Origin of the sequence: Streptomyces malaysiensis subsp. samsunensis, from assembly GCF_024519315.1 — a bacterium.
Taxonomy (GTDB): Bacteria; Actinomycetota; Actinomycetes; order Streptomycetales; family Streptomycetaceae; genus Streptomyces; species Streptomyces malaysiensis.
In genome coordinates this window covers 1-26,328 of sequence record NZ_JANIIC010000081.1, presented here as the reverse complement: position 1 = coordinate 26,328, position 26,328 = coordinate 1, and the positions used below count along the sequence as shown (strand labels likewise).

Annotated in this window: 23 protein-coding genes and 2 pseudogenes; 14 read left to right on the top strand and 11 right to left on the bottom strand. The window is 71.2% G+C overall.

The genetic code is table 11. The features are described from left to right. The first annotated feature begins 13 nt into the window (after positions 1 to 13). The 7 genes and pseudogenes from deoC (at position 14) to NQU54_RS42505 (ending at position 7,377) form a co-directional block, all read left to right on the top strand. Positions 14 to 1,015 carry a deoxyribose-phosphate aldolase gene (deoC, locus tag NQU54_RS42535; protein ID WP_193525052.1) on the top strand — a complete coding sequence of 334 codons (1,002 nt, stop codon included), beginning with the start codon at positions 14 to 16 and terminating at the stop codon, positions 1,013 to 1,015. A gap of 6 nt (positions 1,016 to 1,021) precedes the next feature. Then, the gene (locus tag NQU54_RS42530; RefSeq protein ID WP_257635666.1) at positions 1,022 to 2,533 is read left to right on the top strand and encodes an aldehyde dehydrogenase family protein; all 1,512 of its coding nucleotides are present in this window, start codon (positions 1,022 to 1,024) and stop codon (positions 2,531 to 2,533) included. After that, positions 2,530 to 3,396, top strand: coding sequence for an aldehyde dehydrogenase family protein (locus tag NQU54_RS42525; RefSeq protein WP_257635665.1), 867 nt, complete (start codon positions 2,530 to 2,532; stop codon positions 3,394 to 3,396). The genes NQU54_RS42530 and NQU54_RS42525 overlap by 4 nt, the downstream gene beginning before the upstream one ends. A 154-nt stretch (positions 3,397 to 3,550) precedes the next feature. After that, the gene (locus tag NQU54_RS42520; protein ID WP_257635664.1) at positions 3,551 to 4,576 is read left to right on the top strand and encodes an amidohydrolase family protein; all 1,026 of its coding nucleotides are present in this window, start codon (positions 3,551 to 3,553) and stop codon (positions 4,574 to 4,576) included. Positions 4,577 to 4,706: 130 nt separating this feature from the next. Then, a complete protein-coding gene (locus tag NQU54_RS42515) occupies positions 4,707 to 5,627 on the top strand; it encodes an amidohydrolase family protein (protein WP_257635663.1) in 921 nt (306 codons plus the stop codon). A 62-nt stretch (positions 5,628 to 5,689) separates the two neighbouring features. Continuing rightward, a pseudogene (locus NQU54_RS42510) lies at positions 5,690 to 6,591 on the top strand (MFS transporter). Between the two features lie 144 nt (positions 6,592 to 6,735). Beyond that, the gene (locus tag NQU54_RS42505; protein WP_257635662.1) at positions 6,736 to 7,377 is read left to right on the top strand and encodes a nucleoside/nucleotide kinase family protein; all 642 of its coding nucleotides are present in this window, start codon (positions 6,736 to 6,738) and stop codon (positions 7,375 to 7,377) included. 144 nt (positions 7,378 to 7,521) lie between these two features. Here the strand turns inward: NQU54_RS42505 and NQU54_RS42500 are convergent, their stop codons facing one another. Beyond that, positions 7,522 to 8,304, bottom strand: coding sequence for a SigE family RNA polymerase sigma factor (locus tag NQU54_RS42500; RefSeq protein ID WP_079257942.1), 783 nt, complete (start codon positions 8,302 to 8,304; stop codon positions 7,522 to 7,524). Positions 8,305 to 8,504: 200 nt separating this feature from the next. Here NQU54_RS42500 and afsQ1 point away from each other — a divergent pair, with 200 nt between their 5' ends. The 5 genes from afsQ1 (at position 8,505) to NQU54_RS42475 (ending at position 12,433) form a co-directional block, all read left to right on the top strand. Further along, positions 8,505 to 9,182 carry a two-component system response regulator AfsQ1 gene (afsQ1, locus tag NQU54_RS42495; RefSeq protein ID WP_173963281.1) on the top strand — a complete coding sequence of 226 codons (678 nt, stop codon included), beginning with the start codon at positions 8,505 to 8,507 and terminating at the stop codon, positions 9,180 to 9,182. A gap of 139 nt (positions 9,183 to 9,321) precedes the next feature. After that, positions 9,322 to 10,869: a sensor histidine kinase gene (locus tag NQU54_RS42490; RefSeq protein ID WP_372506374.1), complete on the top strand. Its 1,548-nt coding sequence runs from the start codon at positions 9,322 to 9,324 to the stop codon at positions 10,867 to 10,869. Next, positions 10,866 to 11,480, top strand: coding sequence for a hypothetical protein (locus NQU54_RS42485; RefSeq protein ID WP_257635660.1), 615 nt, complete (start codon positions 10,866 to 10,868; stop codon positions 11,478 to 11,480). The genes NQU54_RS42490 and NQU54_RS42485 overlap by 4 nt, the downstream gene beginning before the upstream one ends. Positions 11,481 to 11,593: 113 nt before the next feature. Further along, positions 11,594 to 12,169, top strand: coding sequence for a VanZ family protein (locus NQU54_RS42480; RefSeq protein ID WP_069870298.1), 576 nt, complete (start codon positions 11,594 to 11,596; stop codon positions 12,167 to 12,169). A gap of 60 nt (positions 12,170 to 12,229) precedes the next feature. Next, positions 12,230 to 12,433, top strand: a complete 204-nt coding sequence (locus NQU54_RS42475; protein ID WP_257635659.1) for a PspC domain-containing protein — start codon at positions 12,230 to 12,232, stop codon at positions 12,431 to 12,433. Positions 12,434 to 12,528: 95 nt separating this feature from the next. Here NQU54_RS42475 and NQU54_RS42470 read toward each other — a convergent pair whose 3' ends face one another. Beyond that, the gene (locus tag NQU54_RS42470) at positions 12,529 to 12,759 is read right to left on the bottom strand and encodes an ATP-binding protein (RefSeq protein ID WP_257635658.1); all 231 of its coding nucleotides are present in this window, start codon (positions 12,757 to 12,759) and stop codon (positions 12,529 to 12,531) included. A 124-nt stretch (positions 12,760 to 12,883) separates the two neighbouring features. Then, positions 12,884 to 14,050 (bottom strand): adenosine deaminase, encoded by a 1,167-nt coding sequence (locus NQU54_RS42465; RefSeq protein WP_257635657.1) that lies wholly within the window; start codon positions 14,048 to 14,050, stop codon positions 12,884 to 12,886. Between the two features lie 103 nt (positions 14,051 to 14,153). Here NQU54_RS42465 and NQU54_RS42460 point away from each other — a divergent pair, with 103 nt between their 5' ends. Beyond that, positions 14,154 to 14,918: an alpha/beta hydrolase gene (locus NQU54_RS42460; protein WP_257635656.1), complete on the top strand. Its 765-nt coding sequence runs from the start codon at positions 14,154 to 14,156 to the stop codon at positions 14,916 to 14,918. Between the two features lie 870 nt (positions 14,919 to 15,788). On the opposite strand, the gene NQU54_RS42455 is transcribed toward NQU54_RS42460, so the two are convergent. Next, positions 15,789 to 17,147: an MFS transporter gene (locus NQU54_RS42455; RefSeq protein WP_257635655.1), complete on the bottom strand. Its 1,359-nt coding sequence runs from the start codon at positions 17,145 to 17,147 to the stop codon at positions 15,789 to 15,791. Between the two features lie 158 nt (positions 17,148 to 17,305). On the opposite strand from NQU54_RS42455, the gene NQU54_RS42450 reads away from it, so the two are divergent. Beyond that, a complete protein-coding gene (locus tag NQU54_RS42450; RefSeq protein WP_257635673.1) occupies positions 17,306 to 18,193 on the top strand; it encodes a LysR family transcriptional regulator in 888 nt (295 codons plus the stop codon). Between the two features lie 64 nt (positions 18,194 to 18,257). On the opposite strand, the gene NQU54_RS42445 is transcribed toward NQU54_RS42450, so the two are convergent. From NQU54_RS42445 to NQU54_RS42415, 7 genes and pseudogenes are all read right to left on the bottom strand, one after another. Continuing rightward, positions 18,258 to 19,535 carry a thymidine phosphorylase gene (locus NQU54_RS42445; RefSeq protein WP_257635672.1) on the bottom strand — a complete coding sequence of 426 codons (1,278 nt, stop codon included), beginning with the start codon at positions 19,533 to 19,535 and terminating at the stop codon, positions 18,258 to 18,260. 60 nt (positions 19,536 to 19,595) lie between these two features. Beyond that, a pseudogene (locus NQU54_RS42440) lies at positions 19,596 to 20,000 on the bottom strand (cytidine deaminase); the annotation flags it as partial. Beyond that, on the bottom strand, positions 19,997 to 21,292 hold the full coding sequence (locus tag NQU54_RS42435) for an ABC transporter permease (protein WP_079257947.1): 1,296 nt from the start codon (positions 21,290 to 21,292) through the stop codon (positions 19,997 to 19,999). The gene NQU54_RS42435 and the pseudogene NQU54_RS42440, both read right to left, overlap by 4 nt. Further along, positions 21,289 to 22,428, bottom strand: a complete 1,140-nt coding sequence (locus tag NQU54_RS42430; RefSeq protein WP_257635654.1) for an ABC transporter permease — start codon at positions 22,426 to 22,428, stop codon at positions 21,289 to 21,291. Before NQU54_RS42430 ends, NQU54_RS42435 begins: the two co-directional genes overlap by 4 nt. Continuing rightward, positions 22,425 to 24,107 (bottom strand): ABC transporter ATP-binding protein, encoded by a 1,683-nt coding sequence (locus tag NQU54_RS42425; RefSeq protein ID WP_257635671.1) that lies wholly within the window; start codon positions 24,105 to 24,107, stop codon positions 22,425 to 22,427. The genes NQU54_RS42430 and NQU54_RS42425 overlap by 4 nt, the downstream gene beginning before the upstream one ends. A 116-nt stretch (positions 24,108 to 24,223) precedes the next feature. After that, positions 24,224 to 25,258 (bottom strand): BMP family lipoprotein, encoded by a 1,035-nt coding sequence (locus NQU54_RS42420; RefSeq protein WP_069870319.1) that lies wholly within the window; start codon positions 25,256 to 25,258, stop codon positions 24,224 to 24,226. 349 nt (positions 25,259 to 25,607) lie between these two features. Continuing rightward, positions 25,608 to 26,328, bottom strand: a 721-nt coding sequence (locus NQU54_RS42415; RefSeq protein ID WP_257635653.1) for an amidohydrolase, incomplete at its 5' end; no start/stop codon positions are given.

The following is a 26,328-nucleotide window of genomic DNA, read 5'->3' as shown; positions in this document are numbered from 1 at the left end:
TCATCTGGTGACCATGCCCACCACAGTTCCCGCATACGGCGAAGAGGCCGCGGAGCGACTCGCGTCGATGGCGGACGTGACCGCCGGCGACAGCGCGCTGCGCCGCTTTCTGCACGGCCTGCCGGGCGTCGACGCGGTCGGCCTCCAGGCCCGTGCCGCGACCCTCGGCACCCGCTCGATCAAGACCACGGCGAAGGCGTACGCCATCGACCTGGCGATCTCGATGATCGACCTGACGACCCTGGAGGGTGCCGACACCCCGGGCAAGGTCCGATCCCTGTGCGCCAAGGGGATCAACCCCGATCCCACCGACCGCACGGCCCCCCGCGTCGCGGCGATCTGCGTCTACGGCGACATGGTGGCCACCGCCAAGGAGGCCCTGAAGGACAGCGGCATTCATGTGGCGGCCGTCGCGACCGCCTTCCCCTCCGGGCGCGCCGCGCTGTCGGTCAAGCTGGCCGACACCCGGGAGGCGGTGGCCGCCGGGGCGGACGAGATCGACATGGTGATCGACCGCGGCGCCTTCCTCTCCGGCCGCTATCTCGAGGTCTTCGAGGAGATCCGCCAGGTGAAGGCCGCCTGCGTCCGCGAGGACGGCAGCGGCACCGCCGCCCACCTCAAGGTCATCTTCGAGACCGGTGAGCTCCAGACGTACGACAACGTCCGCCGCGCCTCCTGGCTGGCGATGCTGGCGGGCGCGGACTTCATCAAGACCTCCACCGGCAAGGTGGCCGTCAACGCGACCCCGCCCGTCACCCTCGTCCTGCTGGAGGCGGTCCGCGACTTCCGCGCCGCGGTGGGCGTGCGGGTGGGCGTGAAGCCCGCGGGCGGCATCCGCACCTCCAAGGACGCGATCAAGTACCTGGTGATGGTCAACGAGACGCTGGGCGAGGAGTGGCTCTCCCCGGAGTGGTTCCGTTTCGGCGCCTCCAGTCTGCTCAACGATCTGCTGATGCAGCGCCAGAAGCTGAGCACCGGCCGGTACTCCGGTCCCGACTACGTGACGGTGGACTGATACGCCATGCCAGTTTTCGAGTACGCACCCGCGCCGGAGTCCCGCGCGGTCGTCGATATCGCCCCGTCCTACGGCCTGTTCATCGACGGGGAGTTCACCGAGGCGGGCGACGGCAAGGTATTCAAGACCCTCTCCCCCTCCTCCGAGGAGGTCCTCTCGGAGGTCGCCCAGGCCGGCGCCGAGGACGTGGACCGCGCGGTCAGGGCCGCCCGTAAGGCGTTCGGGACCTGGTCCGCGCTGCCCGGCGCCGAGCGCGCCAAGTACCTCTTCCGCATCGCGCGCATCATCCAGGAGCGCTCCCGCGAACTGGCCGTCCTGGAGTCGCTGGACAACGGCAAGCCGATCCGCGAGTCGCGCGACGCCGATCTGCCCCTGGTCGCGGCCCACTTCTTCTACTACGCGGGCTGGGCCGACAAGCTGGCGTACGCGGGCTACGGACCGGATCCCAGGCCCCTGGGCGTGGCCGGCCAGATCATCCCCTGGAACTTCCCGCTCCTGATGCTGGCCTGGAAGATCGCCCCGGCGCTCGCCACCGGCAATACGGTCGTCCTCAAGCCCGCCGAGACCACCCCCTTGAGCGCCCTCTTCTTCGCGGACATCTGCCGCCAGGCGGGCCTGCCCAACGGCGTCGTCAACATCGTCACCGGTGACGGCTCGACCGGCGCGGAGCTGGTCGCCCACCCCGGGATCGACAAGGTGGCCTTCACCGGCTCCACCGAGGTCGGCAAGGCCATCGCCCGTACGGTGGCCGGTACGAAGAAGAAGGTCACCCTCGAACTCGGGGGCAAGGCCGCGAACATCGTCTTCGACGACGCCCCCATCGACCAGGCGGTCGAGGGCATCGTCGGCGGCATCTTCTTCAACCAGGGCCATGTCTGCTGCGCGGGCTCCCGCCTGCTGGTCCAGGAGTCCGTTCAGGACGAGCTGCTCGACGCGCTCAAGCGCCGGATGAGCACCCTGCGCGTGGGCGACCCGCTGGACAAGAACACCGACATCGGCGCGATCAACTCCGCCGAGCAGCTGGCCCGGATCCGCGCGCTGGCCGACGCGGGCGAGGCCGAGGGGGCCGAGCGCTGGGCCCCGGAGTGCGAACTGCCCAGCTCCGGCTACTGGTTCGCGCCCACCCTGTTCACCGGTGTCACCCAGGCCCACCGGATCGCCCGCGAGGAGATCTTCGGCCCGGTACTCTCGGTGCTCACCTTCCGCACCCCCGAGGAGGCCGTGGCCAAGGCCAACAACACGCCGTACGGGCTGTCGGCGGGCATCTGGACGGAGAAGGGCTCGCGCATCCTGTGGATGGCGAACAAGCTCCGGGCGGGTGTGGTGTGGTCCAACACCTTCAACAAGTTCGACCCGGCCTCCCCCTTCGGCGGCTACAAGGAGTCGGGATACGGCCGCGAGGGCGGTCGCCATGGCCTGGAGGCATACCTCGCCGGAGCAGCCGAGCCGACGAGCGAGCACAGGGGGCACCTCCCGCCGGAGGCAGGGGGCAAGGGAGAAGGGGAGCGCGACCGATGAAACAGCCTGAACGACTCTCGGTCCTGAAGACCTACAAGCTGTTCGTGGGCGGCAAGTTCCCACGCTCGGAGAGCGGGCGGGTGTACGAGGTGACCGACGCCAAGGGCCGCTGGCTGGCCAACGCCCCGCTGGCCTCCCGCAAGGACGCCCGGGACGCGGTCGTCGCCGCGCGCAAGGCGTTCGGCGGCTGGTCGGGGGCCACCGCCTACAACCGGGGCCAGATCCTCTACCGCGTCGCCGAGATGCTGGAGGGCCGCCGTAAGCAGTTCGTCCACGAGGTCGCCGACGGCGAGGGGCTGAGCAAGGCCAAGGCCACCGCGCAGGTCGACGCCGCGATCGACCGCTGGGTCTGGTACGCGGGCTGGTCCGACAAGACGGCCCAGATCGCCGGGTCCGCCAACCCCGTCGCGGGGCCGTACTTCAACCTCTCCTCCCCCGAGCCGACCGGTGTGGTCGTGCTGCTCGCGCCCCAGGAGTCGTCCCTTCTCGGCCTGGTCTCGGTGATCGCCCCCGCGATCGTCACGGGCAACACGGCCGTGGTCGTGGCCGCCGAGCGCGCCCCGCTGCCGGCCCTCTCGCTGGCCGAGGTGCTGGCCACCTCCGACCTCCCCGGCGGCGTGGTCAACATCCTCTCCGGCCGCACCGCCGAGATCGCCGCCCCGCTCGCCGCCCACCAGGACGTCAACGCGATCGACCTCGCCGGCGCGGAACCGGAGCTCGCGGTCGAGCTGGAGAAGGCGGCCGCGGAGAACCTCAAGCGCGTCCTCCGTCCACAGGCTGTGGATTGGGCGGCCGACCCCGGCACCGGCCGGCTCCTGGCCTTCCTGGAGACCAAGACCGTCTGGCATCCGATGGGCGTCTAGACCCGCCTCCGCGCTTCCGCGCGCCCCTCCACGCCCCCGCCCCCGCGGCGTCCCGCATCCCGGACATCGCGGGGGCCTTTTTCGTCGCACATATTGTCAACAATTTCATCGACAGTTAGGTTGCGAGGAACCGCACGCCGAGAAGGAACAGCGAATGATCATCGATTGCCATGGCCACTACACCACCGCGCCACCGGCGCTGGAGGCATGGCGTACCCAGCAGATCAACGGACTCACCGACCCCACCCGCACCCCCTCCCGCGCCGATCTCCGCATCGGCGACGATGAGCTGCGCCGGAGCATCGAGCCGAACCAGCTCCGGCTGATGGACGAGCGCGGCATCGACATGACGGTCTTCTCCCCCCGGGCGTCCTTCATGGCCCACCACATCGGCGATCTCCACACCTCCACCGAGTGGGCGGCCCTCTGCAACGAGCTCTGCTTCCGCGTCAGCGAGCTGTACCCGGAGCGGTTCGCCCCCGCCGCGATGCTCCCGCAGTCACCGGGCGTCGATCCGGCCACCTGTGTGCCCGAGCTCATCCGCTGTGCGGAGGAGTACGGGGCCGTGGCGGTCAACCTCAACCCTGATCCCTCGGGCGGCCACTGGACGGCCCCGCCGCTCACCGACCGCTCGTGGTACCCGATCTACGAAAAGCTGGTCGAGTACGACCTCCCGGCAATGGTGCATGTGAGCACCAGCGTCAACCCCGCCTTCCACACCACCGGGGCGCACTACCTCAACGCCGATACGACGGTGTTCATGCAGCTGGTGCAGGGCGATCTGTTCGCCGACTTCCCCACCCTGCGCCTGGTCATCCCGCATGGCGGCGGTGCCGTTCCGTATCACTGGGGCCGGTTCCGCGGACTGGCGATGGCCCTCGGCAAGCCGCCCCTGGAGGAGCATGTCCTGGACAATGTCTTCTTCGACACCTGCGTCTACCACCAGCCCGGTATGGACCTGCTCCTCGATGTCGTCCCGGCCCGGAACATCCTCTTCGCCTCGGAGATGATCGGCGCCGTCCGCGATGTCGACCCCCGGACCGGCCGCCACTTCGACGACACCCGGCGCTACGCCGAGGCCGCCGGGCTCTCCGAAGACGATCTGACCGGCATCTACGAACGCAACACCCGCGCCGTCTACCCCCGCCTGGACGCCCTGCTGACCGGGCAGGGGCGCTGATGAGACCGGCTGGTCCACTGATGACGACGGCAGGCCGAGTGATGGCCAGTCCCCCGATGACCACAGGCCCGGTGATGGCCGGTCCCCCGACGACGACCGCGGGGCCGCTCGCCCGCCCAGAGGAGCCCTCATGAGCACGCTCTCCCCCAAGACCCCGGGCTGGCTGGACTGGCACCCCGACCCGTCCGAGCCCGCCTTCGCCCTGCCGGCGGGCACCGTCGACACCCACTGCCACGTCTTCGGACCGCAAGCGGAGTTCCCCTTCGCGCCCGAGCGCAAGTACACGCCCTGCGACGGCGGCAAGGACGAGCTCTTCGCCCTCCGCGACCACCTCGGGGTCGCCCGCAATGTGATCGTCCAGGCGACCTGCCACGGCGCGGACAACAGCGCCATGGTCGACGCCGTCCAGGCGTCCGGCGGCCGGGCGCGCGGTATCGCGACCGTACGCCCGGACGTCACCGACGCGGAGCTGCGCCGGCTGGACGCGGCGGGGGTGCGCGGGGTGCGCTTCACCTTTCTCCGGCGGCTGGCCGACGCCGCGCCCCAGCACGATCTGGCCGCCATCGCGAAGCGGATCGCCCCGCTCGGCTGGCATGTCGTCCTCTACTTCGAAAGCGCCGACCTGCCCGAGCTGGAACGTTTCTTCAGCTCCCTGCCCACCCCTCTCGTCGTGGACCACATGGGCCGGCCGGATGTGGCCCAACCGGCCGACGGACCGCATTTCACCCGTTTCCTGCGGTTCGCCGAGCGCCATGAGGTGTGGGTCAAGGTCACCTGCCCCGAGCGCCTCAGCGTCACCGGACCCCCGGCCCTGAACGCCGAGCGGCATCCGTACACCGATGTGGTGCCCTTCGCCCGCCGCGCTATCGAGGAGTTCCCCGACCGGGTGCTGTGGGGCACGGACTGGCCGCATCCCAACCTCACCGGCCATATGCCCGACGACGGGCTGCTGGTCGACTACGTGCCCCAGGTGGCGGTCACCGCCGAGCAGCGGCGGAAGCTGCTGGTCGACAACCCCATGAGGCTCTACTGGCCCGACGAAGGCGCCTGATCCCGGTCCGCCCCGACACCCCCCGCACCGTCCCCTCCCCGCCTCTTCGACAAGGGCCGCCCATGCAGCACTCCAACGCGGTGAACCGGCTGAACAGACTCCCCATCTCCCGGTTTCACAAGATCACCTTGCTGGCCGTCTCCTTCGCCTACTTCTTCGAGTTCGCGGACATCAACACCTTCGCCACCACCGCTCCCCAGCTCATCGACCTGTGGGGAATCACGGTCGACCAGATCGCCTACGTCACCTCGCTGTCGTTCGTCGGCATGTCACCCGGGTCGCCGCGGAGCAGGGCCCGCTGCCCGAGCCCGCGCCGCCGGTCGACGAGGCCCGGCCCGCCAAGGCGTCGCCCCGCCTGCTGCTGCGGAAGAAGTACCTCGGGCCGACCCTGCTGCTCACCGTCCTGTGGGTGACCCAGACCATCGGCTTCTTCGGCTACTCGAGCTGGGCGCCGACGCTGCTGGCCAAGGAGGGCTTCAGCGTCGAGAAGTCGGTCTTCTATGTGGCGCTCACCACGGTGGGCGCTCCGCTCGGCTCGTTCCTGGCCGCCCTGGTCACCGACCGGTTCGAGCGCAAATGGTGTCTGGTGGTCTTCGGCGCGGTGATCGCGCTGTGCGGTCTGCTGTACGGGCTGACCTTCAACCCGGTCCTGATCGTGGTCTTCGGCTTCCTGGTGAACCTCTTCGAACGCGGCTACACGGCCCTGGGGTACGCCTACTCCCCCGAGCTGTTCGACACCCGCGGCCGCTCGCTGGGGACCGGCGTCTCCTACGGGCTCGGCCGTCTCTCGAACGCCGCGGGACCGCTGATCATCGCCGCCCTCTACCACGGCACCGGCTATCAGAGCGTCTTCTTCTTCATCGCCGGCACCTGGCTCGTGGGCGCCCTCATCCTGGCGCTCTTCGGCCCCCGGACCCGCCCGGCCCGGACGGCGCCGGCGGAACGGCCGCACGCGACCGTCTGACGGCGGGGGCCCGTCCGGCGGCGGTGGCGCGTCCGGCGGCGGTGGCGCGTCCGGCGGCGGGGCGCACGGGCGGTCACCCGGGCCGTTACATCGGCGGTTACGCGGGGGGCACGTGGGCGAAAGGATGCGTCACACTGGTGTTCCGTGACCAGCCAACCGCCTTCCGCCCGTGTCGTCCTGCTCTCCGGCCCCTCGGGTTCGGGCAAGTCCTCCCTCGCGGCCCGCGCCGGGCTGCCCGTGCTCAACCTCGACGACTTCTACAAGGAGGGCGGCGACCCGACGCTCCCACAGCTCGCCGACGGCGGGGGCGCCGACTGGGACTCGCCGCTCTCCTGGGACGCGGACGCGGCGGTCGCGGCGATCGAGGCACTGTGCCGTACCTCACGGACGACCGTGCCGCTCTACGACATCGCCACCAGCGCCCGCGTCGGCGAGGAGGCGCTGGACATCGGCCCGGCGCCGCTGTTCATCGCCGAGGGGATCTTCGCCGCCGACATCATCGGGCGGTGTGCCGATCTCGGGGTGCTCGCGGACGCGCTCTGTCTGCGCGGCCGCCCGTCCACCACCTTCCGGCGCAGGCTGCTGCGCGATCTGCGGGAGGGCCGCAAGCCCGCGCTCTATCTGCTGCGGCGCGGCTGGCGGCTGATGCGCACGGAGCGCGGGATCGTGGCCCGGCAGACGGCGCTGGGCGCGTACGCGTGCGGCAAGGGCGTGGCACTGGGCCGGATAGCGGCCGCGGCGGCGGGCGGGCCGGTCCCCGCCCCCGGCCAGAAGGCGTCCGTATAGCGAGAGCCCACGGTTCAGGGCCCGCATATGGCAAACAGGTGCGAGGCCGGACATCCCCCCTCGGCTGTCCGGCCTCGCACCTGTTTCCCCCGTGCCCCCCGTGCTTCCCCCGATTTCCCCCCGCCTTCGGTCGTCCCGCCGCCGTCAGGCGACCAGCTCGCCGAAGGACTCTTCCTCGTCACGGCCGAAGCTGAGGATCTCGTCCTCGCGCAGCCGGCGCAGCGAGCGCCAGATGCTGCTCTTGACCGTTCCGACGCTGATGTTCAGAATGTCCGCGATTTCCGGATCCGTCCGGCCCTCGTAGTAGCGCAGCACCAGCATCGTGCGCTGGAGCTCGGGCAGCCGGGCCAGGGCCTGCCACAACACGGCGCGCAGCTCGGTGCCGCGCATCGCGTCGTGGTCGCCCACCGTCTCCGGCAGCTCCTCCGTCGGGTACTCATTCAGCTTGCGCCGACGCCAGGCGCTGATGTGCAGATTGGTCATGGTGCGGCGCAGATAGCCGCCGACCGCCGCCTTGTCGCTGATCCGGTCCCAGGCCCGGTAGGTCGAGAACAGCGCGCTCTGGAGCAGGTCCTCGGCCTCGAAGCGGTCACCGGTCAGGTGGTAGGCGGTTGCGTACAGGGAGGCGCGGCGCTCCTGGACGTAGGCGGTGAACTCCGCCTCCGACGTGGTACGCCGCTCCCCCTCTGCCTCCCCGTACGAGCCTCCCCCGTGGCCCCCCGGTCCCCCGTCGTCCCCCCCGAGGCCGGTGCCGGCCTCCTTGTCCCCCGTGATCGCGTCAATGGCCACCATGTAAGGAGGCCGCTGACGCCCGGCGCCGCGAGCGCACCCCCGCCCGCTCACGGCACCGGACTTCTCATTGCCCCGCCCGGCGTCGTGGAGGCGCGTGCGAACTGCGCTGGTGTTGGTGAAGTGCAGTGTGCTCATCTCGCGCCCCCCGTCGATGGAGCCTGGTCGGTCTGGCTTCTGGTGCCCCGGCCGGTGGTGTTCCGCCCGGTGCACAGAAGACTTTGCCGGGCCAGTTTCATGGGGGTGTCTGCCGACTGTCACAGGCTCGTCACAGGCGATCGAGCCGATAAACCCCTGACGGTCGAACTACAGGCCCCTTGTAGGCCAGAATGACCAACGTGCCTTTCCTGTTGCTGATCGAGGACGACGACGCCATCCGCACGGCCCTCGAACTCTCTCTGTCCCGCCAGGGCCACCGTGTGGCGACCGCGGCGACGGGCGAGGACGGCCTGAAACTGCTGCGTGAGCAGCGGCCGGATCTGATCGTGCTCGATGTGATGCTGCCCGGGATCGACGGCTTCGAGGTGTGCCGCCGGATCCGCCGTACCGACCAGTTGCCGATCATTCTGCTCACCGCGCGCAGCGATGACATCGACGTGGTGGTCGGCCTGGAGTCCGGCGCCGACGACTATGTGGTCAAACCCGTCCAGGGCCGGGTGCTGGACGCCCGGATCCGTGCGGTGCTGCGGCGTGGCGAGCGGGAGGCCAATGACTCCGCGGCCTTCGGCAACCTGCTGATCGACCGCGCGGCCATGACGGTCACCAAGAACGGTGAGGACCTCCAGCTCACCCCCACCGAGCTGCGGCTGCTGCTGGAGCTCAGCCGCCGGCCGGGGCAGGCGCTGTCCCGGCAGCAGCTGCTGCGGCTGGTGTGGGAGCACGACTACCTCGGGGACTCGCGGCTGGTGGACGCATGCGTACAGCGGCTGCGCGCGAAGGTGGAGGACGTACCTTCGTCGCCGACGCTGATCCGTACGGTGCGTGGGGTGGGCTACCGGCTGGACGCGCCCCAGTGAGCGACAGGCGCATCGGCGCAGTGGCAGGTACGCACGGGGGCGGGGAAGTACGGAATTGAGCGCAGTGAGCGACGAGCCCGCTCGGGTCCGGGGCTGGGCCGCGGGGCTTTTGCGGTGGTTCAGCCTCAGGCTGCGGCTGATGCTGGTCTTCGGTCTGGTGGCCCTGACCGCCGCCGTGTCCGCGTCGGCCATCGCGTACTGGCTGAACCGTGACGCGGTGCTGACCCGTACCCAGGACGCGGCGCTGGACGAGTTCCGCAAATCGCTGAAGGACGACACCGACCCGCTGCCCTCCCTCCCCACCTGTTCCGAATTGCGGGACGTCGCGGTACGTATGGCGGACAACACCCAGAAGTACGAGGTGCTGCTGATCACCCGGACCCGGGACGGCGAAAGCTGCCCGGCCGCCTCGGACAAGAAGCTGTTCACGCTCGACGCGGTGCCCGCCTCGCTGCGGCGCGCGGTGGATCAGAAGCGCCCGGTGAGCAAGGGGAACAGCGCCCCGTACCACCTCTACTGGCAGCGGATCACGCTGCACGGCACTCCGTATCTGGTCGGCGGGGCCAAGGTGAACGGCGGCGGGCCGACCGGCTACATGCTCAAGTCCCTGGACACCGAGCGCCAGGATCTGAACTCCCTGGCCTGGTCGCTGGGGATCGCCACCGGGCTCGCGCTGATCGGCGCCGCGCTGCTGGCGCAGGCCGCCGCGGCCACGGTGCTGCGGCCCGTGCAGCGGCTCGGGGAGGCGGCGCACCGGCTGGGCGAGGGGCATCTGGACACCCGGCTCCAGGTCTCGGGCTCCGATGAGCTGGCCAATCTCTCGCACACCTTCAACCGGGCCGCGGAGCGGTTGCAGAAGCGGGTGGCGGAGCTGTCCGCGCGGGAGGCGTCCAGCCGGCGCTTCGTCGCGGACATGTCGCATGAGCTGCGGACCCCGCTCACCGCGATCACGGCCGTCACGGAGGTGCTGGAGGAGGAGGCCGACTCGCTCGACCCCATGATCGCTCCGGCGGTGCAGCTGGTGGTGAGCGAGACCCGGCGGCTGAACGACCTGGTGGAGAACCTGATGGAGGTGACCCGCTTCGACGCGGGCACGGCCCGGCTGGTGCTGGACGACGTCGATGTCGCCGACCAGGTGACGGCCTGCATCGACGCCCGTGCCTGGCTGGACGCGGTGGAGCTGGACGCGGCACGCGGCATCGTGGCCCGGCTGGATCCCCGGCGGCTGGATGTGATCCTGGCGAATCTGATCGGGAACGCGCTCAAGCACGGCGGCTCGCCGGTGCGGGTCTCGGTGCGCACCGAGGGCGATGAGCTGCTGATCAGGGTCCGGGACCACGGTCCGGGCATCCCCGAGGATGTGCTGCCGCATGTCTTCGACCGCTTCTACAAGGCGAGCGCGTCCCGCCCGCGCTCGGAGGGCAGCGGGCTCGGGCTGTCGATCGCGATGGAGAACGCGCATATCCACGGCGGCGACATCAGCGCCGCGAACTCCCCGGAGGGCGGGGCCGTCTTCACGCTGCGGCTGCCGATGGACGCCTCCCGGATCGCCTCCGACGAGGCGGCGGACGACCCCGACCGCGATCGCGACGGCGCCTTCGAGGGCGGCGGTGACGACGACGGGGGCGGGGGCGGGGACAACGGCCCGGCGAAGGGTCCGGGCCGGAACGAGGGGGGCAGGCCATGAGCGCACGCTGGAAGCGGTCGGCCGCTCTCCTGCTGACCGGTGCGGTCGCCCTGCTGGCGGCCGGCTGCGGGATACGGGGCACCTCGGTGCCGGTGGACGCCGGGGCCGCGCCCTCGCGGGCGTCCTGCCGGGCGCCCGCCTCGGAGCGGACCGCCGAGGGGATCGGCCGGACCTCCGTACGGATCTATCTGCTGTGCTCCTCGCGGATCCTCTCGGTGAGCCGGGCCACCCGGCTGGGCGACGAGAAGACCGCCCCGGAGCCGGTGCGGGTCGCCCAGGCGCTGCTGGAGCAGCTGCGGCTGCCGCCGACGGCGGCCGAGGCGGCGGCCGGGTTCTCCACGGCGGTGGAGGACTGGGTGGAGATCACCGGTCCGGCCAAGGACGACCCGGACAACGCGCTGCGGCTGAACCGGCCGCCCGAGGAGATCCAGTCCCTGGCGCTCGCGCAGATCATCTGCACCTTCGCGGACACCGCGGTGGCCGGCGACGACGGCAAGGTGGTGCTCGGCGGCCCGGACAGCCAGCGGGATCCGCTCAAGGCGTACCAGTGCACCGAGGAGATGCGCCGCAATCCCGTGATCGCGGTCAACTCCGGGGTGCTGGTGTCCTGATTCATCACCTGCCGACACCGCCCCGTCCCAGGTCGGCGACTTGTCAGTAACAAGGTGCTGACCAGCGGGGGACGGGCGGAACCGCGACCCCCGCGTGCGGCGTCCTGAATTTCGTGCAGGGTCCTTTCGGCCGCAGGGCCGCCTTTCGCTACCGCGCCGCGGGTTTTCTCCTCCTCGTCGCACACCTTTCGTTCGTCTGCTGGCTGACCCTGCGCCCGGTGAACGTCCCCTGGGTGTCCCCCGCGACCCTCGAACCGCTGGCCACCATCCGTGCCGATCTGGCGCTCAGCCCCTGGTCCGCCGCCCGTTCCATCGGCGGCGGGCTGCTGCTGCTCGCGCCGCTGGGGGTGCTGCTGCCGCTGGCCGCGGGCCGGGTGGAGGTGTATCCGCTGGCCTCGCTGGTCCGTACGGCCTTCACCGGGGCGATGGTGGCGCTGGGGGTGGCGCTGCTGCGCAGCGAGGTGACCGGGCAGATCATGAACATGGACTCGGTGCTGCTGAACACCGCCGGGGTCGTCCTGGCGCATCTGCTGGTGGTCCCCGCCGTCCGGGCCTGCCTCCGCCGCCGGGCCTACCGGCGCCGGACGGCCCCCCTCCCCCGGGACGACGGCGCCCAGGCCCCGACCCCGACGATTCCCAGGGTCGGGATCGCACCGTGGAGCGACGTCTCCTCCGGCACCCGCACATAGCGTTGAGGACATCGGGAACCAGCTCTTCCCGAGCCCGTCCGACGAGGAGGAGTCCCCATCATGTCCGCACCGCTGGTCCGCCCCCGCCACGACAAGAAGATCGCCGGTGTCTGCGCGGGTCTCGCCCGGCGCTTCGGGACCACCCCGACGACGATGCGGGTGCTCTTCGTGGTCTCGTGTCTGCTGCCGGGGCCGCAGTTCCTGCTCTATCTCGCGCTGTGGTTCCTGCTTCCGGCGGAGGGCAGCTATCGCGAGGCGTGGTGACCCGGGGTCTCCGCGCCTCGATCCCGATACGTGGAACGGCCGGGCCGCACACCCTCAGCGGGATGTGCGGCCCGGCCGTGTGCCCAGGTGGGGGTTCAGCCCAGCTTGATGATGTTGCTGGTGGGCAGACCACTCAGCGGGAGCTGGCCCAGCAGGCCCTGGCCGGGCTTGGCCTGGGGAACGGCGGGCTTGGCCGCGGACTGCCCCGGGGCGCCAGCACTGCCCGCGCCGGGGACCGGTGCCGCGGACGCGGCGCCGCCTGCGGCGACAACGGCGGCGGCACCAAGGGCAATGGCACCGAGAGTCTTGAGGGTTCCCTGCTTCATCAGAAATCTGTCCTTGAGACGGGGGCTTGACCGATACGGAAACGTAGCCATGGATTTCGGCTGCCCGCAAACACCGGAAACGGCCCCCGATTCCCCGCCCGTGCCGTGTGACCAGTTCGCTCGTTCAGTCGCCCGCAGCAGCGGAACCCCTGGTCACGGCGGATACGGAGGCTACATTGCGGAACAGCCATTCGGACTTCAACTCGGCGTATCCGGGCTTGATCACGTCATTGATCATCGCCAGACGTTCGTCAAAAGGAATGAAGGCCGATTTCATTGCATTGACCGTGAACCATTGCATGTCGTCAAGCGTGTAATGGAACGTTGATACAAGATGCTGGAATTCCCCGCTCATGCTCGTCCCGCTCATGAGACGATTATCCGTATTCACGGTGGCACGGAAATGCAAGCGGCGGAGCAATCCGATGGGGTGCTCGGCGTAGGAACTGGCCGCGCCGGTCTGGAGGTTGGAGGTCGGGCACAGCTCCAGCGGGATGCGCTTGTCGCGGACGTACGAGGCGAGGCGGCCGAGGTTGAGCGAGCCGTCGTCCGCGACCTCGATGTCGTCGATGATGCGGACGCCGTGCCCCAGCCGGTCGGCGCCGCACCACTGGAGCGCCTGCCAGATGGACGGCAGTCCGAACGCCTCGCCCGCGTGGATCGTGAAGTGGTTGTTCTCCCGCTTCAGATACTCGAAGGCGTCCAGGTGCCGGGTGGGCGGGAAACCGGCCTCGGCGCCCGCGATATCGAAGCCGACCACGCCCAAGTCGCGGTAGCGGTTGGCGAGTTCGGCGATCTCCAGGGCGCGGGCCGCGTGGCGCATCGCGGTCAGCAGCGCGCCGACGCGGATGCGGTGGCCGTTCTCCCAGGCCCGTCGCTCACCCTCGCGGAAGCCCTCGTTGACCGCCTCGACGACCTGTTCGAGGGTCAGCCCGCCCTCGAGGTGCTGTTCGGGGGCGTAGCGGATCTCGGCGTAGACCACGCCGTCCTCGGCGAGGTCCTCGGCGCATTCGGCGGCGACCCTGACGAGCGCGTCGCGGGTCTGCATCACACCGACGGTGTGCGAGAAGGTCTCCAGATAGCGCTCCAGCGATCCGGAGTCCGCCGCCTCGCGGAACCAGACGCCCAGCTTGTCGGGCTCGGTCTCCGGCAGCGCGTCGTACCCCGTCTCCCTGGCGAGGTCGACGATCGTGCCGGGGCGCAGCCCGCCGTCGAGGTGGTCGTGCAGCAGCACCTTGGGGGCTCGGCGGATCTGTTCGGGGGTGGGCTCATGGCTGTGCTCGCTCGTCATGCGGGCACCATAGCCCCTACGCGCGTAGAACGTGAGGGATAGATACGCAACAGTGACCCGCACGGGTAGTGGAGTACACCAGTCCTTCTGCGATCGTGTCGCCATGGCTCAGCAAGCGTTGCCCGAGCGGGGCGCACGGCTGGGGCGGCCGATGGGCGCGGCCGCCGCACGAAGGACCGCACACGGTGTGGTGCTGCTGCTCCCCGAGGGGGAGCCCAACGGGACGAGACGGCCGTCCAGACTCTCGGTGGCCGCCACATTGCCGTTGGCCCGGCGGCTGGTCCGGGCGGGCCGGGAGGAGGGGCTGGCCGCCCATGTCGTCCACTACCGGCGCCGGGGCTGGAACGGGGTCGCCGCCGATGCCGCGTCGGACGCCGCATGGGCCGTGGAGGAGGTGGTACGGCGCTACGGCGACGTACCGATCTGCCTGATCGGCCACGGCATGGGCGGGCGGGCCGCCCTGCGCGCCGCCGGCCACGCGGCCGTCACCTCGGTCGTGGCGCTGGCCCCCTGGCTTCCGGCCCCGGACGAGCTGCTCGAACCCGAACCGGTGAAACAGCTGGTGGGACGGCAGGTGCTGATCGCCCACGGCACCAACGACGAGCGGACCGACCCCGAGCTGTCCTACCGGCTGGCGGAGCGGGCGAAGAAGGCCAACCGGGATGTGTGCCGCTTCGAGGTGCACACCGATGGGCACGGGCTGCACCAGCACCGCTCCGAAGTGCAGGCGCTGGCCGTGGACTTCCTCCTCGGCACCCTCTTCCACTCCGGCTTCTCCCGCCCGGTCGCCGACGCGCTGGCGGCTCCGCCGCCGCTGGGGCTGCGGATGCCGCTGGCGTCGGGGTTCGGGGCGAATCTCGGGCACTGAGCGCTTGGTTGTGCGCGGGCGCCCCGGCCCCCGTCCGTGCGGCTCCTGCGCCGCACGGACGGGGGCCGGGCGCGTCGGGGGCCCTGTTTCGTCGCCGGGTGCGACTTTCGTCTCGCGCCTTCGGCGCGCCTCTGAGCAACGGGGCAGGGAGCCAGGCGCGACGGGAGCCCTGTTCGCCGCCGAGTGCGACTTTCGTCTCGCGCCTTCGGCGCCTCTGAGCAGCGGGGCGGGGGCGGGGGGCGCGCGCTCGTCGCCGGGCGCCGGGCCGGTGGGGGTCAGCGCCGGGGCGGCTACGGTCCTCGATAGCCAGGTTTCCGCCGGACTGCGGGCGGCTGAGCGCTCCGGTCGCGCCCGCGCGGCGGAGCCGCACATCGGCACAGCCCCGCGCCCTTTCGGGGCGCCACCGAATCGTAGCCGACTCCGCCGGTCCGCTGAGGAGCTGATCCTGGACGGCCCTCCGGGTACCCCTTCCAAAAACGCTTGATCTGGCGCAACTAATTTATCAAGCGATTTCCGGGGGTACCCCCCGGCTGCCCGGCGTCGGCCTCGGCCCCCGGGCCACCGATGCCGCCACCGGCGCTCGCCCCCGCCGGCCCGGCGCCCGGCGACGCGGGCCCGGCCCGGCACCCCCTGCCCCGCTGCTCAAATGCGCCGAAGGCGCGAGACGAAAGCCGCACCCGACCGAGCACGCCCGCACACGCCCCACGAACCGGGCCCTCACGCACCGGGCCCCCAAACCGGGCCCCACGGGCCCCCACGCACCGGGTCCGGACGAGCCGGGTCCGGACGAGCCGGGTCCGGACAGGCGAAGGGGCCGTCCGCCGGACAGTGGCGGGCGGCCCCTTCGGGCTTCAGGGGTTCAGGCCGGGGCTAGGACGGCACGCCGCACAGCTCGCGCCGTGCGACCTCCGCCCGCCGTTCGGCCCTCGCCTGCCGTGTCGCGTACAGCGTGATCCCCGCCGCGCCGACGACGGCCACCAGGCCCATGGCGACCGTGCCGCCCCACCCGGCCGCGTGGAAGGCGAGCGCGCCCAGCGCACCGCCCACGCTGCTGCCGATGTAGTACGACGCCTGGTAGAGCGCCGCAGCCTGGGCGCGCCCGGTCTTGGCCGTACGGCTCACCGCCGAGGACGCCGCCGCGTGGCCCGCGAAGAAGCCCGCGGTGATCAGCACCAGACCGGCCAGCACCGCCGGGATGGAGTTCAGCAGGGACAGCAGCAGCCCGGCCGCGGTCGTGGACACCGCCGCGTAGAGCGCGCCGCGTCGGCCGAGCCGGCCGACCAGCTTGCCGGTCGCCGCCGAGGAGAACGTGCCGACCAGGTAGATCAGGAAGATCGAGCCGATCAGACTCTGCGAGAGGCCGAAGGGCTGGGCCACCAGTCGGTAGCCGATGACCGTGTAGACCCCGCCGAAGACCGTCATGAACAGCGCGCCGATCGCGTACAGCCGGCACAGCAGCGGATCGGAGAGGTGCCCGGCAAGGGTGCGGGCCAGCGCCCGCGGGCTCACCTCGGCCGGGGTGAAGTGCCGGGGCCTGGGCAGCAGCATCCGGAAGGCCACCGCGCACACCACCGCCATCACGCCCACCGCGGCCAGCGCGACCCGCCAGCCCCAGGCGTCCGCCACCCAGCCGGTGAGGATCCGGCCGCTCATACCGCCGACGCTGTTACCGGCCACGAACAGCCCGATCGTGCCGACCAGCGCCTTCGGATGGACCTCCTCCGACAGATACGCCATCGCGGAGGCCGGGATCCCGGCCAGCGCCGCGCCCTGGACCGCGCGCAGCGCGATCAGCCAGCCCAGGTCCGGTGCGAACGGCACCAGCAGGGCGAGGGCGACCGCGACCGTGAGCGAGACGGTCATCATGGCGCGCCGGCCGAACCGCTCGGACAGCGCGCTCAGCGGGATGACCGCGAGCGCCAGGCCGAAGGTGGACGCGGAGACGCTCCAACTGGCCTGGTCCGCCTGGACCCGCAGATCGTCGGAGATCGCGGGCAGCAGCGCCTGGGTCGAGTAGAGCAGGGCGAAAGTGGCGAGGCCCGCGGTGAAGAGGGCGAGCCGCATCCGGGAGTACCCGGGGCGGCCGGGCCGCATCCGCTCCGGCATGGGGGCGTTCGCGGCGTCGGACGCGGAAGGGTCGGAGTTCGTCGACATCACATTCGTCGACATCACAGCGGAGGCGTCCACCGGGTGGTTTCCGGCGGACGCCCTGGTATCAGCAGGAGGCATGGTTCGACCGTACGCAACCTTGGTTGATGCGTCCAATGCACGGAATGGCGATAATCGATCCAATGCCGCATGAGTAGAGGTCAGGGGCGTCCGTGTCACTCATCAGTTACGAAAACGACATTCCGGTGACAGCGGATGCCGAGGCCGGGTCCTGGGCGATGGCCCTCACTCCGCGCCTCGCCCAGTTCGCCGCCGTCGCCCGCCATGAGCATATGACGCGCGCCGCACAGGAGTTGGGGGTGCCCCAGTCGACGCTCAGCCGGGCGATGGTCCGGCTGGAGGAGGACCTGGGGGTGGCGCTCTTCGCCCGCCGGGGCCGTACGGTGGCGCTCACCCCGGCGGGGCGGACGTTCCTGCGCTCGGTGGAGCGGGCCCTCGCCGAGGTCGACCGCGCCGCCGAGTCCGTACGGGCCGACGCCGACCCGGCGGCGGGCCGGGTCTCGTTCGGCTTTCTGCACACGCTGGGCACCGAGACCGTGCCCGGTCTGATCCGGGGCTTCCGGGCCGACCATCCGCGGGTGCGGTTCCAGCTGGTCCAGAACTACGGCGAGGCGATGATCGAGCGGATGCGCGCGGGCGGCCTCGATCTGTGTCTGACCTCCCCGGTGCCGGACGCCCCCGATCTGGTCGCCCGCCGGCTGGACGAGCAGCGGCTGCGGCTGGTGGTCCCCGACGACCACCGGCTGGCCGGACGCCGCCGGGTCCGACTCGCCGAGGCCGCCTCGGAGCTGTTCGTCACCCTGGAACCGGGCTACGGGCTGCGGCGCATCACCGACGCGCTGTGCGCGGAAGCGGGGTTCACACCGCGGATCGCCTTCGAGGGCGAGGAGGCGGAGACGCTCCGCGGCCTGGTCGCCGCCGGCCTCGGCGTGGCCCTCCTCCCGCCCCCGGCGGTCCCCCGCCCCGGGGTGGCGGAGCTGACCGTCACCGCCCCGCGCGCCGTCCGCGAGATCGGCGTCGCCTGGCTGGACGGCCACCCCGACACGCCCCCGGTGGCGGCCTTCAAGAAGTTCCTGCTGAGCCGCCGGGGCCAGCTGCTGCCGTAACCGGCGCGCGGCCGGTGCGCCCGGCATCTGCGCGGCCGGTGGCCGGGGTGCTGGTGCGCCCGGGTCAGGCGATGCGGTCCAGGACGATCGGGGCCGCGGTGAACTCCGAGTTCTCGGGGGCGTAGTCGATCGCGTTCTCCAGGGCCTCCAGGGCGTAGGCGAACGCCGACGGGGTGTCGGTGTGGAGGGTGAGGAGGGGCCGGCCGGGGGTGACCCGGTCGCCCGGTTTGGCGTGGAGCTCCACGCCCGCGCCCGCCTGGACCGGGTCCTCCTTGCGGGCGCGGCCCGCGCCCAGGCGCCAGGCGGCGAGGCCGACCGCGTAGGCGTCCAGCCGGGTGAGGACGCCGTCGGCGGTGGCCGTGACGACGTGGTGTTCACGGGCGGTGGGGAGCGGGGCGTCCGGGTCGCCGCCCTGGGCGCTGATCATGCGGCGCCAGTGGTCCATCGCCGTGCCGTCGGCCAGGGCCTTGGCGGGGTCGGCGTCCGGCAGGCCCGCCGCGTCCAGCATCTCGCGGGCCAGGGCCAGGGTGAGCTCGACCACATCGGCCGGGCCGCCGCCCGCCAGGACCTCCAGCGACTCGCGGACCTCGAGCGCGTTGCCCGCCGTCAGGCCGAGCGGGGTGGACATGTCGGTGAGCAGGGCGGTCGTACTGACGCCGTGGTCATTGCCGAGGCCGACCATCGTCGCGGCCAGTTCACGCGCGGAGTCGATGTCCTTCATGAAGGCGCCGGAGCCCACCTTGACGTCCAGGACCAGGGAGCCGGTGCCCTCGGCGATCTTCTTCGACATGATCGAGGAGGCGATGAGCGGGATCGACTCGACCGTACCGGTGACATCGCGCAGCGCGTACAGCTTCTTGTCGGCCGGGGCCAGCCCCTCGCCCGCCGCGCAGATGACCGAGCCCACGTCGCGCAGGACGGCCAGCATGTCGGCGTTGGACAGCTGCGCCCGCCAGCCGGGGATGGACTCCAGCTTGTCGAGGGTGCCGCCGGTGTGGCCAAGGCCCCGGCCGGAGAGCTGCGGTACGGCGGCTCCGCAGGCGGCCACGAGGGGGGCCAGCGGCAGGGTGATCTTGTCGCCGACGCCGCCGGTGGAGTGCTTGTCGGCGGTCGGGCGCGGCAGGGAGGAGAAGTCCATCCGCTCACCGGAGGCGATCATCGCGGCGGTCCAGCGGGCGATCTCGGCCCGGTCCATGCCGTTGAGGAAGATCGCCATCGCGAGTGCGGACATCTGCTCGTCCGCCACCTCGCCGCGCGTATAGGCGTCGATGACCCAGTCGATCTGGGCGTCGGTCAGACGGGTGCCGTCGCGCTTGGCGCGGATGACGGAGATGGCGTCCATGGGGGTGGTACGGGGCCTTTCGTGTTCGGGAGCGTCGTGCCCGGAGTGCGCGACCGCGGCGCGGCGCAGGTCGGCGGGGCCGAAGGCGTCCGGGAGGAGTTCGGCGAGCGGGCGGATGCCCGTGGCGGTGTCCATCTGGAGCTCCGGGCCGCCGTGCTCCCACAGCAGCTGACGGCAGCGGCCACAGGGCATCAGCACGGCGCCCTCGCGGTCGCAGCAGGTGAAGGCGGTGAGGCGGCCGCCGCCCGAGGCGACGAGGGAGGAGACCAGACCGCATTCGGCGCACAGCGCGACGCCGTACGCGGCGTTCTCCACATTGCAGCCGCTGACCGTCCGGCCGTCGTCGACGAGCGCGGCGGCGCCCACCGGGAAGCCGGAGTAGGGGGCGTAGGCCCGGGACATGGCGTCCCGGGCCCGCACACGCAGCGACTCCCAGTCGGGGGCCGCGGCGGCGGAAGTGGTCATGTGCCCTGTCCTTTCCGGTAGGGCCTGTTGTTCGCCTTGGGCATCCGCAGCCGCTGTGAGGCGAGGCCCATGACCAGCAGGGTCACGATGTACGGCGTGGCGCTGACCAGGTCGTTGGGGACCGTGTCGGTCAGGGCGTACCACAGCAGCAGCGCGACGGCCGCGGCGCCGGACACCGCGCCCGCGACATAACTCTTGCGGACAATCCGCCAGGCCGCCAGCGCGGCGAGGCCGAGTGCGACCAGGAGCAGCAGGGCGTGCACGGTCGCCCCGCCGTTGCGCAGCTGGAGGGCGTCGGAGTAGCCGAAGAGCCCGGCGCCCATCGCGAGCCCGCCCGGCCGCCAGTTGCCGAAGAGCATGGCGGCGAGGCCGATGTAGCCGCGGCCGCCGGTCTGGCCCTCGTTGTAGATATGCGAGCGGACGAGGGCGAGGAAGACCCCGCCGAGCCCGGCGAGGGCGCCGGAGATCACCACGGCCGCGTACTTGTAGAGGTAGACGTTGACGCCGAGGGACTCGGCCGCGGTCGGGTTCTCGCCGCAGGACCGCAGCCGCAGTCCGAACGAGGTCCGCCACAGGGCGAAGAAGCTGCCGACGACCAGCAGGACGGAGACGATGGTCAGCGCCGAGATGTCGGTGACCAGGCCGCCGAGGACGCCCGCGATGTCCGAGACCAGGAACCAGTGGTGGTTCTCCAGATCGGCCAGCCAGTCGGACAGCCCGGGGACGGTGAACGTCTGGATGGGGTCCACCTGCGGGGAGTTCTTCGGGGAGCCGCCGATGTCGGCCAGCGGCTCGAACCAGCGCTTGGCCAGATAGGTGGTGGCGCCGAGGGCGAGGATGTTCATCGCCACACCGGAGATGATGTGGTCCACCCCGAAGGTGACGGTGGCCACCGCGTGCACCAGACCGCCGACGGCGCCGCCGAGGACGCCCGCGAGCACACCCACCCAGGGGTTGGTCTGGTAGCCCGCCCAGGCGCCGAAGAAGGTGCCGAGGATCATCATGCCCTCGAGGCCGATGTTGACCACACCGGCCCGCTCGGACCACAGCCCGCCCAGGCCCGCGAGGCCGATGGGCACGGCCATGGAGAGCGCGGCGCCGATCTGCCCGGCGGAGGTGACACGGTCGAAGTCCGCCTGCTGGGCGGCGTCGACGAGCGTCCGCAGCACCGACAGCGCGATCAGCGCCCCGGCGACGATCAGCAGCACCTTGCCCAGGGACATCCGGGAGGCGGGCCCGTTCCCCTTGCCCGGCGCGCTTGTGCTCTTGGTGGTGGTCACCGTGGCACTCATGCCGGCACCTCCGTCTCCGTCTTGTCCGTGCCCTGGGGCTTGTCGGCCCTGGCCTGGGCGGCGAGTTCCGCGCCGACCCTCTGCTGCTGGCGCTTGAGGCCGTAGCGGCGCACCAGTTCGTACGCGATGACGACACACAGGACGATCACGCCCTGCATCACACCGACGATCTCCTTGTCGTAGCCCTCGAACTCCAGGCGGTTGGCGCCGCGCTCGAGGAAGCCCCACAACACGGCGGCCAGGGCGATGCCGACCGGGTTGTTGCGGCCGAGCAGCGCGATGGCGATACCGGTGAAGCCGATGCCGGTGGGGAAGTCGGAGGTGAACTGGTGGGTGTCGTTGAGCAGGGTCGGCATGCCGATCAGACCGGCCATCGCGCCCGAGAGCACCATGCTGGTGAGCACCATGCGCTTGACGTTGACGCCGCTGGCCTGGGCGGCGGACTCGGAGCGGCCCACCGCGCGCAGATCGAAGCCGAACCGGGTGCGGCCGAGCAGGAACCAGAAGCCGACGCCCGCGAGCGCCGCGACGACGATGAAGCCCCAGATGGGGTCGAGGTCGCCGCCCGCCGGGATGGTGAAGAAGTGGCTGGAGGACGGCAGCGGGTCGGTGGCCACGATGTTGGTCTGCTTGTCCAGGTCGGCCAGCCGCCCGTCCACCAGCAGATAGCTGATGACGATGCCGGAGAGGGAGTTCAGCATGATGGTGCTGATCACCTCGCTGACGCCCCGGTAGACCTTCAGCAGCCCGGCGATGGACGCCCACATCGCGCCCACCAACATGCCGACCAGCAGGATCAGCGGGATCTGCACCAGCCCCGGCAGCCCCAGCGCCCCGCCGACGACGGCGGCGAAGAAGGCGGCCAGCCGGTACTGGCCGTCGACGCCGATGTTGAAGAGGTTCATCCGGAAGCCGATGGCCACCGCGAGCCCCGCCAGGTAGTACGTCGTGGCCTTGTTGAGGATGTAGACCTGGCTGTCGGCCTTCATGCCGTAGTCGAACATGATGCCGAAGGCGTTGAACGGCTCCTTGCCGGTCGCCAGCAGCACCAGCGCGGTCAGCACGAACGCGGCGGCGAGCGCCAGCACCGGGGCCGCGACCGCGAGCAGCACCCGCTCCTTGTCCAGCTTCTTCATCGGTCCTCTCCCCCGGTCGCGGCCTCGGCCGCGGGCCCGGTCCCGGACGCGGTCCCGGACGCGGTCCCGGACGCGGTCCCGGTCGCGGCCTCGGTGCCGTCGTCCGCCGAGTCCTCCAGATGGCCGGAGGCGGCGCCGGTCATGGCCGAGCCCAGCTGCTCCGGGGTGATGGTGGCGGGGTCGGCGTCGGCGACCAGCCGGCCGCGGTACATCACCCGCAGGGTGTCGGACAGGCCGATCAGCTCGTCCAGGTCGGCCGAGATCAGCAGCACCGCGAGACCCTCACGGCGCGCGGCCCGGATCTGGTCCCAGATCTGCGCCTGGGCGCCCACGTCCACCCCGCGGGTGGGGTGCGCCGCGATCAGCAGCTTGGGGTGGTGGCTCATCTCCCGGCCGACGATCAGCTTCTGCTGGTTGCCGCCGGACAGCGAGGCCGCAGTGACCTCGATCCCGGGCGTACGGACGTCGTACTCGGCGACGATCCGCTCGGTGTCCCGCCGGGCGGCGGCCGGGTTGAGCAGCCCGCCCTTGCTGTTGGGCACCTCGGTGACATGGCCGAGGATGCGGTTCTCCCACAGCGGCGCCTCCAGCAGCAGTCCGTGCCGGTGGCGGTCCTCGGGGATGTAGCCGATGCCGTCCTCGCGCCGCTTGCGGGTGGGCGCGTGGGAGATGTCGGCGCCGTCCAGGGTGATGGTGCCGGCGTCGGGGTCGCGCATGCCCATGATGGCCTCGACCAGTTCGGCCTGGCCGTTGCCCTCCACTCCGGCGATGCCGAGGACTTCGCCCTTGTGGATGGTGAAGTCGATGTCGTCGAGGACGGCCCGCTGCACCCCGTCCACATCGGTGGCGGTCAGCCGCAGCGCGCCCACGACCAGCATGTCGGTGTCGGTGACGGTGGATTCGCGGGTCTCGGGCGAGGGCAGCTCGCTGCCGACCATCAGCTCGGCCAGCTGCCGGGGGCTGGTCTCGGACGGTACGACGGAGGCCACCGTGGTGCCGCGGCGGATGACGGTGATGTCGTCGGCCACGGACAGCACCTCGCCCAGCTTGTGCGAGATGAACAGCACCGTCAGGCCCTCGGACTTGAGCTCGCGGAGGTTGTCGAAGAGCGCGTCGACCTCCTGCGGGACGAGGACCGCGGTCGGCTCGTCGAGGATGAGCGTCCGGGCGCCCCGGTAGAGGACCTTGAGGATCTCCACCCGCTGACGGTCCGCCACGCCCAGGTCCTCCACGAGGACATCGGGGCGTACGCCCAGCCCGTAGGCGTCGGAGATCTCCTTGATCCGGGCGCGTGCCCGGCCGCCGATGCCGTGTAGCTTCTCCGCGCCGAGGACCACGTTCTCCAGCACGGTGAGGTTGTCGGCGAGCATGAAGTGCTGGTGCACCATGCCCACCCCGCGGGATATGGCGTCCGCCGGGGAGTGCAGCTCCACCGTCTTGCCGTCGATCGCGATGGTGCCCTCGTCCGGGCGCTGCATCCCGTAGAGGATCTTCATCAGGGTCGACTTGCCCGCGCCGTTCTCGCCCACGAGGGCGTGCACGGTGCCGCGGCGCACGGTGATGTCGATGTCGTGGTTGGCGACGACTCCGGGGAACCGCTTGGTGATTCCGTGGAGTTCTACGGCGACGTCGGTGACGGCACCGGCGGGAGCGCCCTTGGGTGGGCTGGCGGCTTTGATGGCGCACTCCTGAGGGGCGACGGGGGGGTGGGGCTGGCCGGGGGCCGGACCGGCCGGGGTACGCCACGGACCCGGCCGGGCACCCGGGGGTGCCGTGCGGGTCCGTGGCGCGGGGGTCAGTCCTTGTAGGTGTCCTGGACCTTGATCTGACCGTCGATGATCTTCTTCTTGGCCGCCTCGATCTTCGGCTTGATGTCGTTGATGAAGCCGCCGGAGTACGAGAGGGAGACGCCGCCGCGCTTGAGGTCGTAGGTCTGGACGCCGCTCTCGGGCTTCTTGTCCTTCACGACGCTCTGGATGAAGTCGTAGACCGAGCCGTCCACGGTCTTGATCATGGAGGTCAGGATGGTGTTCTTGTACTGGGCCAGGCCCTTGTCGTAGTACTGGTCGCCATCGACGCCGATCGACCAGGTGCCCTTCTTCCCGGCGGTCGCCTCGATGGCGCCCGCGCCGGAGCCGCCGGCCGCGGAGAAGATCACGTCGACCTTGTTGGAGAGCATGCCCTCGGCGATGTCCTTGCCGCGGTCCGGCATGCCGAAGCCCTTGGGCGAGCCGACCTGCACCCACTGGACGTCCAGGGACGCCTTGGGGTTGGTCTCCTTCAGGCCCTGCTGGAAGCCGCCCGCGAACTTCTTGATCAGCGCGCTGTCGGTGCCGCCGATGAAGCCGACCTTGTCGCTCTTGGTCTTCAGGCCCGCGGCCACACCGGCGAGGTAGGAGCCCTCGTGCTCGGCGGAGACCAGGCTGGCCACGTTCTTGGCGTCGACGACCGAGTCCACGATGGCGAAGTCGGTGTCCTTGTACTTCTTGGCGGCCTTGGTGAGCGAGGGGGTCCACGCGTAGCCGACGCCTATGACGGGGTTGTAGCCCGCCTCGGCGAGGCTCGCCAGCTTGTCGTAGCGGTCGGCATCGGTGTCGCCGTCCTTCGCCGTCAGTTCCTTGCCCTTGACGTCGAAGTCCTTCAGGGCCTTGTCATAGCCCTTGGCGGCGGAGTCGTTGAAGGAGTGGTCGCCGCGGCCGCCCACGTCGTAGGCCAGACCGATACCGGCGTCCTTGCTTCCCTCTTCGGAACTGCTGCCACACGCGGTGACGGAGAGTGCGAGAGCCGCGGTGGCGATGCCCGCGACAGCTATCGTGGATACCCGGCGCACGAGGGTCCCCTCTGATGTTCTCGAAGCGCCCCTTGCGGCGCTGGTTCCGCCGCATCGTAACGCGCGTAGATGCCAGATAAAGGCCCCCTCGGAAGCCGTTATCGGATCGTCGCGAACCTCTCGTGTCGGCGAGCGGTACCGGCGGTGACGAAGGGATGATCGCGCCGCGCACCCCGGGAGGCGCGCGGCGGTACGACGGCCGGAGTCACGTATTCCACGACCACTGGAGTAAGGCGTTCCGCGACCGCCGGAACTACGCGTTCCGCGACGCTCGGAGCCACGCGTTCCGCGACCCTCGGAGCTACGTGTTCCGCGACCATCCGAGTCATGCGTTCCGCATCCGCCGGAGCTATGCGTTCCGGTCGAGCAGGACGGCGGCCGTGAACAGCTCCACGCCCACCGCGATCGAGCCCTCGTCCACGTCGAAGTCGCCCGCGTGGAGGTCGCGCCGGGTGGTGTCGCCGACCTTGCGGACGCCCAGCCGGGCCATCGCGCCGGGCACCCGCTCCAGGTACCAGGAGAAGTCCTCGCCGCCCAGGGACTGTTCGGTGTCCTCGACCGCGGATGCGCCGCGGCGGGCGATCATGGCGTCCCGCAGCAGCTCGGCGGAGCTCGCCTCGTTGACCACCGGCGGGACCCCGCGGATGTAGTTGATCTCCGACTTGGCGCGGTGCAGGGTGGCGATCTCGTCCACCGCGGCATGCACCAGGTCCGGGGCCTCCCGCCAGGCGGGCAGGTCCAGGCAGCGGACCGTGGCGGACAGCTCGGCGTGCTGCGGGATCACATTGCAGGCGTGGCCCGACTCCACCCGGCCCCAGGTGACGGCCAGCCCCGAGCGGGCGTCCACCCGGCGGGCCAGCAGCGCGGGCACCTCGGTGATCACCTTGGCGGCGGCGGTCACCAGGTCGGTGGTCATATGGGGGCGCGCGGTGTGGCCGCCCGGCCCGTCCAGCGAGACCTCCAGCCGGTCGCAGGCCGAGGTGATCGGCCCGATGCGCAGCCCGATCCGGCCGACCTCGACCTTCGGATCGCAGTGCACCGCCAGGATCCGGCCGACGCCGTCCAGCACA

Bases quoted from the DNA above. Each gene is read 5' to 3' on its own strand.
- NQU54_RS42455 (WP_257635655.1), bottom strand. From the start codon at position 17,147: ATGCCTCCTGCTGATACCAGGGCGTCCGCCGGAAACCACCCGGTGGAC.
- NQU54_RS42525 (WP_257635665.1), top strand. From the start codon at position 2,530: ATGAAACAGCCTGAACGACTCTCGGTCCTGAAGACCTACAAGCTGTTC.
- NQU54_RS42435 (WP_079257947.1), bottom strand. From the start codon at position 21,292: ATGAGTGCCACGGTGACCACCACCAAGAGCACAAGCGCGCCGGGCAAG.
- NQU54_RS42515 (WP_257635663.1), top strand. From the start codon at position 4,707: ATGAGCACGCTCTCCCCCAAGACCCCGGGCTGGCTGGACTGGCACCCC.
- NQU54_RS42500 (WP_079257942.1), bottom strand. From the start codon at position 8,304: ATGAGCACACTGCACTTCACCAACACCAGCGCAGTTCGCACGCGCCTC.
- NQU54_RS42465 (WP_257635657.1), bottom strand. From the start codon at position 14,050: ATGACGAGCGAGCACAGCCATGAGCCCACCCCCGAACAGATCCGCCGA.
- NQU54_RS42470 (WP_257635658.1), bottom strand. From the start codon at position 12,759: ATGAAGCAGGGAACCCTCAAGACTCTCGGTGCCATTGCCCTTGGTGCC.
- NQU54_RS42520 (WP_257635664.1), top strand. From the start codon at position 3,551: ATGATCATCGATTGCCATGGCCACTACACCACCGCGCCACCGGCGCTG.
- NQU54_RS42450 (WP_257635673.1), top strand. From the start codon at position 17,306: ATGGCCCTCACTCCGCGCCTCGCCCAGTTCGCCGCCGTCGCCCGCCAT.
- NQU54_RS42475 (WP_257635659.1), top strand. From the start codon at position 12,230: ATGTCCGCACCGCTGGTCCGCCCCCGCCACGACAAGAAGATCGCCGGT.
- NQU54_RS42530 (WP_257635666.1), top strand. From the start codon at position 1,022: ATGCCAGTTTTCGAGTACGCACCCGCGCCGGAGTCCCGCGCGGTCGTC.
- NQU54_RS42430 (WP_257635654.1), bottom strand. From the start codon at position 22,428: ATGAAGAAGCTGGACAAGGAGCGGGTGCTGCTCGCGGTCGCGGCCCCG.
- NQU54_RS42445 (WP_257635672.1), bottom strand. From the start codon at position 19,535: ATGGACGCCATCTCCGTCATCCGCGCCAAGCGCGACGGCACCCGTCTG.
- NQU54_RS42485 (WP_257635660.1), top strand. From the start codon at position 10,866: ATGAGCGCACGCTGGAAGCGGTCGGCCGCTCTCCTGCTGACCGGTGCG.
- deoC (WP_193525052.1), top strand. From the start codon at position 14: ATGCCCACCACAGTTCCCGCATACGGCGAAGAGGCCGCGGAGCGACTC.
- NQU54_RS42460 (WP_257635656.1), top strand. From the start codon at position 14,154: ATGGCTCAGCAAGCGTTGCCCGAGCGGGGCGCACGGCTGGGGCGGCCG.
- NQU54_RS42490 (WP_372506374.1), top strand. From the start codon at position 9,322: ATGCTGGTCTTCGGTCTGGTGGCCCTGACCGCCGCCGTGTCCGCGTCG.